At 67.6% G+C, this 13,817-nt stretch carries 12 protein-coding genes; 8 read left to right on the top strand and 4 right to left on the bottom strand.

Annotation, left to right across the window (positions count from 1 at the left end):
* Window positions 1-38 precede the first annotated feature (38 nt).
* On the top strand, window positions 39-752 hold the full coding sequence (locus OVA11_RS13050; protein WP_268067767.1) for a phytoene/squalene synthase family protein: 714 nt from the start codon (window positions 39-41) through the stop codon (window positions 750-752).
* 134 nt (window positions 753-886) lie between these two features.
* Here OVA11_RS13050 and OVA11_RS13045 read toward each other — a convergent pair whose 3' ends face one another.
* The gene (locus tag OVA11_RS13045; RefSeq protein ID WP_268067766.1) at window positions 887-2,980 is read right to left on the bottom strand and encodes an alpha/beta hydrolase family protein; all 2,094 of its coding nucleotides are present in this window, start codon (window positions 2,978-2,980) and stop codon (window positions 887-889) included.
* Between the two features lie 286 nt (window positions 2,981-3,266).
* Between OVA11_RS13045 and lpxC the strand changes: the two genes are divergently transcribed.
* The 3 genes from lpxC (at window position 3,267) to recN (ending at window position 6,982) form a co-directional block, all read left to right on the top strand.
* Window positions 3,267-4,163, top strand: coding sequence for a UDP-3-O-acyl-N-acetylglucosamine deacetylase (lpxC, locus tag OVA11_RS13040; protein WP_268067765.1), 897 nt, complete (start codon window positions 3,267-3,269; stop codon window positions 4,161-4,163).
* A 100-nt stretch (window positions 4,164-4,263) separates the two neighbouring features.
* Window positions 4,264-5,193: an outer membrane protein assembly factor BamD gene (locus tag OVA11_RS13035; RefSeq protein WP_268067764.1), complete on the top strand. Its 930-nt coding sequence runs from the start codon at window positions 4,264-4,266 to the stop codon at window positions 5,191-5,193.
* A gap of 82 nt (window positions 5,194-5,275) precedes the next feature.
* The gene (recN, locus tag OVA11_RS13030; RefSeq protein ID WP_268067763.1) at window positions 5,276-6,982 is read left to right on the top strand and encodes a DNA repair protein RecN; all 1,707 of its coding nucleotides are present in this window, start codon (window positions 5,276-5,278) and stop codon (window positions 6,980-6,982) included.
* A gap of 110 nt (window positions 6,983-7,092) precedes the next feature.
* Here the strand turns inward: recN and OVA11_RS13025 are convergent, their stop codons facing one another.
* Complete coding sequence (locus tag OVA11_RS13025) at window positions 7,093-8,322, bottom strand: hypothetical protein (RefSeq protein WP_268067762.1); 1,230 nt, start codon at window positions 8,320-8,322, stop codon at window positions 7,093-7,095.
* 163 nt (window positions 8,323-8,485) lie between these two features.
* Between OVA11_RS13025 and crcB the strand changes: the two genes are divergently transcribed.
* Both crcB and OVA11_RS13015 read left to right on the top strand, forming a co-directional pair.
* Complete coding sequence (crcB, locus tag OVA11_RS13020) at window positions 8,486-8,869, top strand: fluoride efflux transporter CrcB (RefSeq protein ID WP_010919847.1); 384 nt, start codon at window positions 8,486-8,488, stop codon at window positions 8,867-8,869.
* Complete coding sequence (locus tag OVA11_RS13015; RefSeq protein WP_010919846.1) at window positions 8,866-9,861, top strand: RluA family pseudouridine synthase; 996 nt, start codon at window positions 8,866-8,868, stop codon at window positions 9,859-9,861. Before crcB ends, OVA11_RS13015 begins: the two co-directional genes overlap by 4 nt.
* Before the next feature lie 67 nt (window positions 9,862-9,928).
* On the opposite strand, the gene OVA11_RS13010 is transcribed toward OVA11_RS13015, so the two are convergent.
* Together OVA11_RS13010 and OVA11_RS13005 are read right to left on the bottom strand one after the other, a co-directional pair.
* Window positions 9,929-11,152: a DUF1501 domain-containing protein gene (locus tag OVA11_RS13010; protein ID WP_268067761.1), complete on the bottom strand. Its 1,224-nt coding sequence runs from the start codon at window positions 11,150-11,152 to the stop codon at window positions 9,929-9,931.
* Window positions 11,149-12,588 (bottom strand): DUF1800 domain-containing protein, encoded by a 1,440-nt coding sequence (locus tag OVA11_RS13005; RefSeq protein ID WP_268067760.1) that lies wholly within the window; start codon window positions 12,586-12,588, stop codon window positions 11,149-11,151. Before OVA11_RS13005 ends, OVA11_RS13010 begins: the two co-directional genes overlap by 4 nt.
* 54 nt (window positions 12,589-12,642) lie before the next feature.
* Between OVA11_RS13005 and OVA11_RS13000 the strand changes: the two genes are divergently transcribed.
* Window positions 12,643-13,368: an ATP12 family chaperone protein gene (locus OVA11_RS13000; RefSeq protein ID WP_268067759.1), complete on the top strand. Its 726-nt coding sequence runs from the start codon at window positions 12,643-12,645 to the stop codon at window positions 13,366-13,368.
* Window positions 13,365-13,691 carry a YnfA family protein gene (locus OVA11_RS12995; protein WP_268067758.1) on the top strand — a complete coding sequence of 109 codons (327 nt, stop codon included), beginning with the start codon at window positions 13,365-13,367 and terminating at the stop codon, window positions 13,689-13,691. The genes OVA11_RS13000 and OVA11_RS12995 overlap by 4 nt, the downstream gene beginning before the upstream one ends.
* Window positions 13,692-13,817: the final 126 nt, after the last annotated feature.

Raw genomic sequence — 13,817 nt, 5'->3', positions numbered from 1 at the left:
GTCGCGACTCGCGGCGGGCCTTCTTCGTTCTGGACCCCATGGCCGACACCGAGACCCTCGACGACCTCGTCCGCCGCGTCGACCACGACCGCTGGCTGGCGACGCGCTTCATCGCCGATCCGGCCGCCCGCGCCGACGTCATCGCCCTTTATGGCCTGAACTATGAGCTGGCCCGGGTGGCCGGCGGCGTGTCGAACGCCTTGATGGGCGAGATCCGCCTGACTTGGTGGCGCGAGGCGATGGAGGAGATCGCCGCCGGCAAACCGCCCCGCAAGCATCCCAATGTTGAGGCCCTGGCCGCTTCGGGGTTCGATGCCAACGCCCTGGCCGTCCTGGCTGAAGCGCGGTTCACCGACCTGGACGAGGGGCCGCTGAAGGATGAGGCGGCGGTGCTGGCCTATATCGACGGCACCGCCGGCGCCCTGGCGGTGCTCGCGGCGCGACGGCTCAACCCCGCCGCCGATCCGCACGCGGTCAAGGGCGCAGCGCGCGCCTGGGGGCTTTCGGGACTTTGGCGGCTGAAGTCGGTGGGACGCTCGCGGCTGCCGGAAGACTGGACGCAAGCCGACGTGAAGCAGCGGGTCGAGGCCCAGTTGAAGGCCGCGCGGCGCGAGGTGAGGGGATTGCCCGTGGCGGCGTTCCCCGCCGTGACCCCGGCCGCCCTGGCGCGCGCCTATGTGTCGGGCCGTGAGATGGGCGAGCTGGAGAAGAAGCTCCGCCTGACATTGGCGGTGGCGACGGGGCGGTTGTAAGCGCCCCCTCCGTCACGCTGCGTTTCCGCAGCGCGCTACCTCCTCCGCGATGCGGGAGAGGAGAAAAGCGCCATCCTCCCCCGTGAAACGGGGGAGGGGGACCGCGAAGCGGTGGAGGGGGTGCTAACCTGAGGTCACTTCCCCGGCCGCGTGTTCCCGGTCCACTGGTCCAGCCAGTCCAGCACTTCCTTGTGCCACTGCACCGAGTTCTGGGCCTTCAGCACCCAGTGGTTCTCGTTGGGGAAGTACAGCAGCTTGCTGGGCACGCCGCGCCGCTGCAGGGCGTTGAAGGTCGCCAGGCCCTGCTCGACGGGAACGCGGTAGTCCAGCTGGCCCTGGATCACCAGCGTCGGCTTGACCCATTTGTCGACGTGGTGCGCCGGGTTGAAGGTCTCGTAGGTCGTGCCGGCCTGCCAGGGCGGCCCGCCGTTCTCCCATTCGGTGAACCAGAGCTCTTCGGTCGAGTAGCCCATGGCGCGGGTGTCGAAGATCCCGTCATGGTTCACGAGGCACTTCCAGGGCTGGTTCCAGTTGCCGGCGATCCAGTTGACCATGTAGCCGCCGTACGACGCGCCCAGCGCGCAGGCGCGATCGCCGTCGAGGAAGCCGTATTTCGACAGGACGAAGCTCCAGCCCTTCTGCAGATCCTCCAGCGGACGGTCGCCCCAGTGCCGGCTGATCGAGTCGGTGAAGGCCTGGCCGTAGCCGGTCGAGCCGTGGAAATCGATCATCACCACGGCGTAGCCGGCGTTGGCGTAGACCTGCGGGTTCCAGCGATAGCTCCAGGCGTTGCTGAACGAGCCCTGCGGGCCACCGTGGATCAGGAAGGCCACGGGGTACTTCTTGGCCGGGTCGAAGTTCGCCGGCTTGACGAGGAAGCCGTGCACGGTCTCGTCGTTCCAGCCCTTGAAGCTGAACTGCTCGGGCTCGCCCCAGGCGACGTTCTTGAGCGCTTTGCTCGAGACGCTCGCGACCTTCACCGCCGGACCCTTGGGCGGCAGGAAGAAAAGCTCCGAGGGGCTCTTCAGGGAGTCCGAGGCGTAGACGATGCCGTTAGGACCCACGTCAAAGGCGGTGACATGCCCCTCGCCCGTCAGGGCTGTGACCTTACCGGTCTTGACGTCGATGGCGAACAGCTTGCCCTGACCCACATCCAGCGCGGTAGCATAGATCGTCTTGCCGTCAGGGCTCCAGGCGACCGCATCGGCCGAGCGGTCCCACTGGGGGGCGAGTTCGCGGTCCTGCTTGGTCGCTCGGTCGCGGATCATGATCCGGAAGCGGTCCGCTTCGAAGCCCGGCCGGCTCATGGCTCGATATGCGGCGTACTTGCCGTCCGGCGAGGGCGTCGGGGCGGAGTCCCAGGCCTTGTTGGCTTCGGTGCGGTTGTTCAGCGGCTCCGACCCGTCGAACTTGGCGACCCAGAAGTCAAAGTTCGTACTCCAGGCTTCTTCCCTGCCGGCCCGTTTCGCCGCGAAGGCCACCCCGTCCTGCTCGGGGGTAATAACGAAGTCCTCGTCGCCGCCAAAGGGCTTGGTCGGGCTGTCGCCGTCGAAACCCTTCATCAGGGCGACCGGCTGGCCTGCGGCGACGCCATCGGCGTCCAGGCTATAGGCGAAGAGGTGGTTCCTCGTCCCGTCTTTCCAGGTGTCCCAATGACGGACGAACAGCCGGTCATAGACCACGCCGGTCGCCTTGGTGGCGGTCTTCGCCGCAAGCCGCGCCTCGGTGCAGGCCAGGTCGGGGCAGTCGGGGAACACAGCCATGGCCACGACGATCGTCTTGCCGTTTGGGGCCACCTTGTAGGCCTGCACGTCGAACGGCGTGGCGGTGACCTGCGTCGCCGTCTCGCCCGTGACGTCCGTCTTGAACACCTGCTCGGTCCCGCCGGCCCGGCTGGACGTGAAGTAGATGGTCTTGCCATCAGCGCTCCAGCGGCCGCTGGCCGCGCCGCCGTCAGAGACCTTCAGGCGGCGCGGGGCCATCTTGGTCTTCAGGTCCGCCAGCCAAAGCGACATGGACGCCTTGTTGGCGGGATAGTCCATCGTCCGCACGCTGTAGAGAACATGGCGACCGTCAGGCGAGACGCGTGGATCGCTGAGCCGGTCGAGGCTGGCCATGTCCTTGGCGGTGAAGACGTCCGCCTTGGTCGGCGCCTGGGCGGCGGCCACGCCGGCCATAGCGGCGGTCAGGACGAGGGCGGAGGCGGCAAGGCGCAAGCTTTTGATCATGAAACCCGATTTCCTGGAAACGGTTATGCTCACTGGCAGCGGAGCCTAGACCTGCTTTGCTCCAGCGGCTAGGGCCGCAGGCAAGGCCTCGCCAGAGCGTCGGTCATCGATCCGCGTTCCGTTTCCAGGGGCGTGCGCCTGTTGTAAAAATGAAATAAATACAGCCTCTTATGTGGTAACAATCCGAAACAGACTTTGCTTTGCCGCGGCGCAGCGACGCACCTAAATGCTAGCTGGGGGCGAAAGGTCGGCCGTAGAGTCGTCCGCTAGCCAATAAGGGTCTCGAGTGTCGGCTTCGGGTTATTTTCAGCACACGGTCGCAGGACCGGTGATCTTTGCGGGGATCGGCCTGCACACGGGCGCGCATGTTCGCGTCGCCGTGCGCCCGGCGGTCGCCGACATGGGGATCGTCTTTGTGCGGACCGATGTGCATGACCGCGACAACCGCGTGCCGGTGACTGCGGACGCTGTCTGCCAGACCCAGCTCGGCACGGTGATCAACAACGCCGATGACGTGCGCGTCTCCACGATCGAGCACCTGATGGCCGCGCTGGCCGCGCTGTCGATCGACAACTGCATCGTCGAGGTCGACGGCCCGGAAGTGCCGATCATGGACGGCTCGTCCGAGCCCTTTGTTCAGATCTTGGATCGCGCCGGTCGTCGTCGCCAGGAAGCCGTTCGCCAGTACATCGAGATTCTGGCGCCGATCACGGTGGAGGAGGGCGACAAGCGCGCTAGCCTGCTTCCGGCCGATCGCTTCGAGGTCGCCTTCGAGATCGCCTTCGCCAGCAAGGCGATCGGTCGCCAAGCCGTCGACCTGGCGATCGACGAGGAATCGTTCCGCGCCGAGCTGTCCGACTGCCGCACCTTCGGTTTCGTCCGCGACGTCGAGGCGCTGCGCGCCATCGGCCTGGCGCGCGGCGGTTCGATGGAGAACGCCGTGGTCATCGACGGCGACCGCGTGCTGAACCCGGAAGGCCTGCGCCGTCCGGACGAGTTCGTTCGCCACAAGGCGCTGGACGCCGTGGGCGACCTCTACGTGCTGGGCAAGCCCATCATCGGCCGTTTCGAAGGCGTTTTGGCGGGGCATGGCCTCAATAACGCCGTGGTTCGAGCGTTGCTGGCCCAGCCGCGCGCTTGGCGCCTGCGCGCCTTCGCGCCGGCCCTTGCAGAAGCGGTTTAGGCGCGTCTCCAGAAAGTCGGGGCCTGGCCTTCGCATTTGCGCCTTTGACGGCGTGGTGTAGAAGCCTTGCACGGCGCAGGGGCGCACGTTTGCTTCGAGGGTGAGAGAGTCCGTGCTTCGTATTATCCAGGGACGTCCGGCCGTCATGATCGCCGCTGTCCTCGTCGCCGCCTCGGTGGCGGGTTGCGCCGGCAAGGCCAAGAAGCCGACCCTCGTCTACGAAGAGCGTCCCGTTGAACTGCTGTATTCCACCGGCGCGGACCGTCTGGACCGCGGCAACTGGAATGAGGCCGTCGACTATTTCCGCGAAGTCGAGCGTCAGCACCCCTATTCGGAATGGTCGCGCCGCTCGATCCTGATGACGGGCTACGCCCACTACATGGGCAACCAGTACGCCGAAGCGATCGGTGACGCCGACCGGTTCATCTCGCTCTATCCCGGCAATCCGTCGGCCCAATACGCCTTCTACCTGAAGGCCATCTGCTACTTCGAACAGATCGTCGACGTGAACCGCGACCAGGCCGCGACTGAGCAGGCCCTGGCCGCCCTGCGCGACGTCGTCCAGCGCTATCCGAACACCGAATACGCCACCGACGCGCGGCTGAAGATCGACATGGTCAACGACCAGTTGGCCGGCAAGGAAATGGCCATTGGTCGCTGGTACCTTAAGAACGGCCAGACCCTGGCCGCGATTGGCCGGTTCAAGGCCGTGATCGAGCGCCATCAGACGACCTCGCACACGCCCGAAGCCCTGTTCCGCCTCGTCGAAGCCTATCTGACGATCGGTCTCAATGAGGAAGCCAAGCGTAACGGCGCGGTGCTGGGGTACAACTTCCCGGGCGATCGCTGGTACGTCGACGCCTACCGCCTCCTGAACGACAACGGACTGCGTCCGGCGGTCGAGCCGCTGAAGGCCGGCGCCAAGCGCAACGCTCTGGAACGCATCCTGTCGAAGGACAAGGAAGCGACCCTGGCTCCGCCTGGCGAACGCAAGGCCAAGAAGGGTCTGCTCGGGCCGCTGGGCATGTAGATCGCGGCGGGATCTTCGATGGTCCCGTTTCGTTCCGCCTTTGCGCTTTGAAAAATCCTGATTCCCGGCGATCTTGCGACCCATGCTGATCGGCCTTTCCATCCGTGACGTCGTGCTCATCGAGAGCCTGGACCTTGCCATCGGCGAGGGCCTCACGGCGCTGACCGGTGAAACCGGGGCGGGCAAGTCGATCATCCTCGACGCCCTGGGCCTGGCGACGGGCGCGCGCGCCGATGCCGGACTGGTTCGCCGGGGGGCGACGGGGCAGGCTTCGGCCACGGCGATCTTTGCGCTTCCAGCCGACCATCCCGCCTTCGCCTATCTCGACGATAAGGGTCTGTCCTATGCGCGGGACGAGGACCTCGTTCTGCGCCGACAGCTCTCGCCCGATGGTCGTTCGCGCGCCTTCGTCAACGACCAAGCCACCAGCGTTGGCGTGTTGAAGGATCTCGGAGCGCTTCTGTTGGAGGTCCACGGCCAGCACGAGACCGTGGGTCTGCTGGATCCCAAGACCCATCGTGGGTTGCTCGACACCTTTGGTGGGGTCAACCTGGGGGCCGCGGCCTCGGCCTGGAGCGCCTGGCGCGCCGCCCGCGACAGGGCTGAGGAGCTTCGCGACCTGGCTGGCCGCGCGGCGGCCGAGACCGAGGAATTGACGCTCCGTCTCTCTGAACTGGACCGCCTGGACCCGCGCGAAGGCGAGGAGGCGAGCCTGGCCGAGGAGCGGGCGCTGCTCAGCTCCGCCGAGAAGGCGATGGCCGATATCGCCGCTGCTAAGGATGCGCTGGCCGGCGACAACCTCTCAGGCCGGCTGGCCCAGGCCTATCGCGCTCTGGAGCGGGCCCGTGACCGCGCGCTGCAGGCCGGCGCGCCGGCCGAGGGCTCGGCCATGACCCGGCTGTCGGCGGCCTGCGAAGCGGTGGACCGGGCGCTCGTCGAGGCCCAGGAGGCTTCGGCCGCGATCGACGCCGTCGCCGAAACCTTCGAGTTCGAGCCTGATCGCCTGGAGAAGGCCGAGGAACGCCTTTTCGCCCTGCGGGGCATGGCGCGGAAGCTGAACGTCCTTGTCGATGATCTGCCGGCCAAACGCGCCGAGTTCGCCGCGCGGCTTCAGGCCATCGAGACCTCCGAAGACTCGCTGCGCGCCGCCGAGAAGTCCGCGGCCGAGGCGCGGGACGCCTATCTCTACGCGGCCGAGGCCCTGTCCGCCGAGCGCCGTGCGGCCGGTGATGCTTTGGCCAAGGCCGTCGAGGCGGAACTGACGCCCTTGAAGCTTGAAAAGGCGAAGTTCCGCGTCGCTGTCGAACCCTTGGGCGAGGATCGGGCCGGTCCGTCGGGACTGGATCGTGTGGCGTTCGAGATCTCGACCAATCCGGGCGCGCCGTTCGGGCCCATGGAAGCCATCGCTTCGGGCGGGGAACTGGCACGTTTCGCCCTGGCGCTGAAGGCCGCCCTGGCCGGCCGCGGTGGCGGTCCCCAGCCATTGATGATCTTCGACGAGGTGGATCAGGGCGTGGGGGGCGCGGTCGCAGACGCAGTCGGCTTGCGCCTCAAGCGGCTCGCCGCCAACGCCCAGGTGCTGGTGGTGACCCATTCAGCGCAGGTGGCCGCGCGCGGCGACGCGCACTGGCGGATCTCCAAGTCGGGCGACGACACCTCGACCCGCACCAAGGTCGAGCCGCTCAGCCCCGCTCAGCGGGAAGAGGAAATCGCTCGCATGCTATCGGGGGCCGAGGTCACTGAGGCGGCGCGGGCGGCGGCAAGGGCGTTGCTGACCCTTCACGCCTAGAGCCTGTCTGGTTTGGATGGAACTATCTAAACCGGATAAATAAACTATAAAATCAAATACTTACAGCCATTTCAAACGCTTTGGATGATTCCATCTAAAGCTAAAGGGCTCTAGGCTGCGGCCTGCTTGCTCAACGGGTAGGTGGCTCTGAGCGAGGCGTGGGTCAGGCCCGCCGTGTCCGCAGCCGCGAAGTAGCCCTCCGCAGGCAGGCCCTGAAGGATGGTCATGGCCGCCAGACCCCGCGCATCACGACCGAAGGCCATGATGTCCATCGCGATCTTGCCCGCTTCGCCAGACAGGTCCGAGGCATCCAGCGCCAGCGCCGCCACGCGCGCATCGCGCAATACGCGCAGCGCCTCCTTGTCGGGCGGCACGCGCGCGATGACGCCGCGTGTCAGCGCCCGCAGCAAGCCGACGACCTCAAGCAGCCGGCCGGCGGGCGTGCCGCGCGTGATGTCGACCAGCTCAATCATCACGCCGCCGCGCAGCAGGCTGAGCGATAGTCCCGCCGTTCCCGTCAGCAGGTCTCGACCGCGCTGGGTGCCCAGGGTGCGGAAGGACGCCGGCAGGATCAGTTCCGGCGTATTGGGCCCCTGAGCGCATCGCGCGAACACGCTTGCATACTTCAGGGTCGACTCGTCGATGAAGGCGACGTCGCGGTCCGAGAGCTTGGTCAGAGTGCGGGCCGAGGCCTGTCGCCCGCTGGCCAGGTGCGTGACCATCGGCTCGATGCGGACGGCGGTCGTAATGTTGCGCCTGAGATTGACCACGTGTTCGAGCGTGAAGTCGACGCGCAGGGCCGCGCCGCCCGCCGTGGTGAAGGCGACCGGTGTGCGGCGGGACTCGTCGCCAGGATCGACCGCGATGCGGACGGGGGAGCGGGCGGAGTCGCGGCGCGCCCTGGCCGCCAGGACAATCCTCGGATCGACACGCTTGCACACCGCCGCGCCGTCTTCGACGCCGATGACCGAGCGGATTCCCAGGTCCGTCACCGAGGCCGCGCCCAGCAGGTGGGTCAGCACGTCCTCGAGGATCTTCACGCTGGTCGCTTGGGCGGCCAGGCCCTGATCATGGCTCATCGCGATCAGGAACTCGCTCTCGGAGATGCGAGCGCGAAGGTCCTGTCGGTCCAGGTGCTCGTTCAGCTTGCGCTCGACATAGGTCCAGACGTCGGCCCGCTTATGGCTCCACCAATCGCCGGCCCAGGCGCGGATGGCCTTGATGCTGATGACGTTCACCGAGCCGCGCGCGACCAGGTCGGTGCCCGCCAGCCGATGGATCACCGGCGTCGGGAGAGCCACGCGTTCGTTCGCGTCCGATGGAGGAGTGTCGAAGGGCATGGGCCTGGTGCTTAAAATGAGCCCCTAAATTGCCTGTGACGCGCTTAACCTCTCGTTTGTAAATAGGGTTTCCGAAGGGGTTTACCGTGAAAGAAACCCGGGAAAACCAAGGGAATGACGGTGGGCGCTTGGCGTTCTCGCCCCCTCGGCGCATAAGGCGGTCATGAACAAGCTGCTCCTGGTGGCGGCCGGCGGGGCCGTCGGGTCCGTCGCGCGCTACCTGGTGGGCGTCGGCGCGATGCGGGTCATGGGCCCCGGCTGGCCGTATGGAACCTTCACGGTCAATGTCGTCGGCGGCTTTCTGATGGGCTGTCTGGCGTCCTGGCTGGCCCATCGGGGAAACACCTCCAGCGAGACCTGGCGCGTCATGCTGGGTGTCGGCGTCCTGGGTGGCTTCACCACTTTTTCGTCGTTCTCGCTGGAGACTGCGCTGATGATCCAGAAGCGCGCCTACGGCCAGGCGTTCACCTATTCCGCCGCGAGCGTCCTTCTGGCGATTGCGGCCCTGTTCGCGGGCCTGCTGGTGGCCCGGAAAGTCTTCGCATGAGCACCAAGGAAGTCCGCACCCTGTACGTCGACGCCGGCGAGGACGGGGTTCGCCTCGATCGCTGGTTCAAGCGTCGCTGGCCGCATCTGAACCACATCCAGCTGAACAAGCTGTTCCGCTCGGGCCAGGTCCGGGTGGACGGCTCGCGCGCCAAGGCCGACACCAAGCTGGCGGCCGGCAGCCAGATTCGCGTGCCGCCGCTGCCCGACGCGCCCGATCCGTCCGATAAGAACAAGCTGTCGGCGCGCGACGTCGCCTATGCCAAGTCGCTGGTGCTGTACGAGGACGAAGAGGTCCTGGCCCTGAACAAGCCGGCGGGCCTGGCCGTGCAGGGCGGCACCAAGACCACCAAGCATATCGACAAGCTGCTGAGCGCCTGGGGCGAGGGCGTGGATCGTCCGCGCCTGGTCCACCGGCTGGACCGGGACACCTCGGGCGTGCTGCTGCTGGGCAAGACCCCGTCGGCCGCCGCGCGTCTGTCGGGCGCCTTCGCCAAGCGCAAGGCGCAGAAGACCTACTGGGCGATCGTGGCCGGAAATCCGCACCCGACAGAGGGCGTGATGGAGCTGCACCTGGCCAAGCGCGGGGTGGGCGATCGCGAACTGGTCGTGCCGGCCCAGCCCAAGGACCCGGACGCCCAGCCGGCCGAGACCGAGTTCGTCACCATCAGCCGCGCCGGGCCTCGTGTGACCTGGATGGCGCTGCGTCCGCACACCGGCCGCACCCACCAGCTGCGCGCGCACATGAAGGCCATGGGTCATCCGATCCTGGGCGATCCCAAGTATGGCGACGAGAAGTCCGCGCCGCTGTCGGAAGGGCTGAAGCTGCAGCTGCACGCCCGCTCGATCCTGCTGCCGCACCCGTCGGCCGGCATGCTGCACATCGAAGCGCCGCTGAGCCCGGAGATGAAGGAAGGCTTCCGCAAGTTCGGCTTCTCGGAAGACGAGGCCGAGGCCGAGCCGTTCGCCCGGCGTCAGACCAAGCGACGCTGATCGCGCCGCTTGGTCCCCCACCGACCGCGCCTCCAGAGGGACGCGGGTCTCCGCCTTTGGCGGATCTCTAGACCAGTCCTGTGACAGCTCTTATGTCGGCGCTGTCGGGGAACACGGTCTTGTCGAGAAGAGCGCGGTCAACGCCCATGTGATCGGCCAGCACGCCCTTGAAGAGCGCGCGCATGTCCAGGGTCGGCGCGACGTCGCGGTTCTCGAACAGGGCCTTGTCGGCGAGCCCCGGCCAGTCGCCGACGATGCCGCCCGGCTTGAGCGCGCCGCCCAGGATCAGGCCGGTCGACGCCGTGCCGTGGTCGGTGCCGCCCGTGCCGTTCACGCGCGCGGTGCGTCCAAACTCCGTGACGACCAGCACCACCGTGTTTTTCCATTCCGCGCCCAGGCCGGTATGGAGGCCATCCAGTACGGCGTCCATACTGACGAGGCGCGTCGCGATCTGGCCGGGCTGGTTGGCATGGGTGTCGAAGCCGTCCAGCGAGACCGCAGCGATCTGCGGGCCGCCGGCCTGGGTCATGAAGCCGCCCAGGGTCGAGCCCAGCTTGCGGGCGGTCTCAACGCCGCCTCGGTTCTGTCCTCCGGCGGCCATGGCGGGCGCCATCGGAGCCCTCGCCTGGACGGCCATGGCCGTCTCAGCCATCGCTTCGGTCTCCAGCCCGCGCGCGAACGCCGGGCCCAGCAGCGGATCAGACCTGTAGAGATCCTGCAGCAGCATGGGCAGGCGAGCAGTTTCGTCGACGCCCTTGCCGGGCGACCAACTGGCGGCCTGGACCTTGCCCCGCAGGATCAGGGGCGCGGTCGTGCCCACCGACAGACCCTCGATCGGGCGGACCGGCGCCAGGGCTTCCAGCGTCCGGTTCAGCCAGCCTGTTTCTGCGCCATAGACCTTGGCTGAACCCGTCTCCAGCACGTCCTGGGCCTCGAAGTGCGAGCGGGCGCGGTCGGGACTGGCGATGGCCGGCGCGATCCGGGCCTGCCCCTTCTGGGCCAGCGCGTGCACGGCCTTGAGGTCGGGATGCAGGCCGAAGGTGTCATCCAGCATCCGCACCTGGTCACGTTGCAGGGCGATCGAGCCCCGCAGGGCGCCGTAGTTCGCATCGCCGACCGGCGGCGCCACCGACAAGCCGTCCATGCCGCCTCGGCAGATGACAATGACCAGCTTCTTGCGGCTCAGCTCCCCTTCCGAGGCGGCGAAGGCCTGGGTTCCGAAGAAGTTGACGGTCAGCCCCAGGCTGGCGCCCAGGCCCAGCAGCGAGCGACGGTTCAGGGGGGCGGTCATCGGCGCTGAAACTCCGGACTCATGATCAGCAGGGCGAAGGCTTCGCGACGGGTTTCGGCCCGGGCGACGGCCTTGGCGGCGAGCGGCGTCAGCCGTTCCCCCAGGGCCGAGGCGGCAAGGGCGTTTGGGTCGGTTTGATCCGCGACCGCAGCGGCGAAGCCCTGCGCCCACTGCATGCGCTTGATCAGCGCGTCCGGCGCCGCCCAGGTCTGGGCGTCTTCGGGCCAGCCCTTGGGGGAGGGCGGCGCGAACGGTTTTTGGCCAAGGCTGGTCAGGATTGGCGCAATGCGCTCGAACGCAGAAGGCTCGGCGTCGATCAGTCGCCAGGTCGAAAGAGCGTACTCGTAGGGCGTCTTGATCTTGGCGGGCGTCGGATCCCAGGCTTCAGGGCTCTCGACCAGGGTTCTGGCCACCGCCGCCAGGTCCCCGCCCGTCGCCATCCAGCGCTGCTCAAGCCTCTGAACCAGCGGCGGGGGAGGGACATCGGCGACGAAGTGACGGGCGATCTTGCCGCAGACGTGGCGGGCGGTCCGCGGATCGGCGGCGAGGTCGCGCAGGACGGCGAGGCCCTGCCCCATGTCCGCCTCGGCATAGCGGCGTCCCAGGATCGTCCGCGCGCCGGGTTCGTGAGCCTGCTCGCGGAAGACGAACTGTCCGGCGCGGCCCTCCTCGTCGCGACCGATGGAGAAGCCTGTCAGGGCGCGGGCGAACTCGGTGACGTCGCCTTGCGTGTAGCCTGCGTCGATCCCGACCGTATGAAGTTCCAGGATCTCGCGAGCCAAGTTCTCGTTCAGTCCGGCGTCGGCCCTGTTCCGGCGACGCGCGGCGAACTGGGCGGCGCGGCTTTGGGGGCCGATCGACTGCGCCTGGTCCAGATAGGTGAGCATGGCCGGATGCGTCGAGGACGCCACCAGCAGGTTCTCGAAGCTGCTGAACACATAGGGGCGGATCGCTTCGCGTTCGAACGGGCCGACCACAGCGGTCGTGGTCTGTTTCGTGGCCGAGACGGTGAAATGGTTCGCCCAGAAGAGGGCCCAGCGCTCCCTGAAAGCGTCCGGCGTTCTTGCTGCAAGTTGCGCCCGGGCGAGGAAGTCGGCGTTGAAGCGCTGACGTGTACGTTGCCGGACCTCTCGGCTCTGTTCGGCGAGCGCGAAGGAGTCAGAGTCCTGAGCCTTTCGAGCGGCGCGCAGTTTGATTTGCGCGTCCCTCAGCAGCTTCAGGCGCTCGGCGCTCGTCTCGCCGTCATTCGCCGGAATGTCGGCGCCCTTGCGGCGGATCTGGGCGATCAGGAAGCCCTGCGGATCGGCCTTGGCGGCGTCGATCTCGCCGGGGCGAGCCCCCAGGCCAAAGCGCGTGGCGGCGATGGCGGCCATCAGGTCCTTGGAGGGCAGGCTCAAGCGAGGGTCTCCCTTGCGCGACATCGCGATCTTGCCCATTCAACGCGCTTCCGCCACCGATCCGTCGCGGACGATCGCGAAAAGAGCTGCCCTGTGTCCGACAAGTCCGAACTTTTGCTGAAACCCAAGCGCTTCTACAAGTCCGCCGCCGCCGCGCCGGTCGAACAGGGCTTTGCGATCCAGCTGGACGGTCGCACGCCGAAGTCGCCGGCCAGGAAGCCGCTCGTCGCCCCCACCCAGGCGCTGGGCGCGATGATCGCGGCCGAGTGGGAGGCGCAGGTCGAGTATATCGACAACAGCCTGATGCCCGCGACGCGCCTGGCCTTTACCGCCATTGACCGGATCGCCGAGACGCGCGCCGAGGTTGCCCGCGAGATCACCGCCTACGCCGCCTCCGACCACCTCTGCTACCGCGCCGAGAGCCCCCGCGTGCTGGTCGAGCGGCAGGAGCGTGAATGGGGCGCGGTTCTGGACTGGGCCAGGGCCGAGCACGGCCTCGTCTTCACGCCCGTGGCGGGGATCATCCATGCGCCGCAACCGCCGGAGACGCTTGCGTCGGTCGAGGCCCTGGCCCTGACGCTGGACGATTTCGCGCTGGCGGGCGTGGCCTTCGCCGCCGGCCTGTTCGGCTCGACGGTGCTGGGCCTGGCGGTTCGTGCAGGACAACTGGCTGGTCAACAAGCGCTGGACCTGTCGCGCCTCGACGAAATCTATCAGGCCGAGCAGTGGGGCGAGGACGCCGAGGCCAAGGCGCGGGCCGAGGCGCTGGCCGTCGAGGCGGCGATGATCGATCGCTGGTTCGCCGCGTTGCGGCATTGACCAGTTTCGCGATCTACGTCCTCGCGGCCCTGGCCGAGATCGCGGGTTGCTTCGGTTTCTGGGCCTGGCTCAGGCTGGGCAAGTCGCCGGGATGGGCGGTGCTGGGCGTGCTGTCGCTCGTGATCTTCGCCCTGCTGCTGGCGCGGATCGAGGCCGGCGCGGCAGGGCGGGCGTTCGCAGCCTATGGCGGCGTCTATATCATCGCGTCCCTGGCCTGGATGCGGGTGGTGGAAGGCGCTCGCCCCGATCGCTGGGACCTGATCGGCGGGGTGATCTGCCTGGCCGGAGCGGCGCTGATCCTGTTCGGCCCACGGACAAACTGAGTCGAGAACCCAAAAGCTATGCTGCGCTGCCGCAAGGTCCGCCTTGCGCCTCGGCGCTCGCCTCGCTACGGCTTGGCCATAAGGTGGAAGAACCGCCAGCTAAACGAACCGGGCAGGGGAGTACGC

This window comes from Caulobacter sp. SL161 (assembly GCF_026672375.1).
Lineage (GTDB): Bacteria > Pseudomonadota > Alphaproteobacteria > Caulobacterales > Caulobacteraceae > Caulobacter.
The sequence above is the reverse complement of the archived record's forward strand: the minus strand, read 5'-3'. Positions and strand labels throughout refer to the sequence as shown.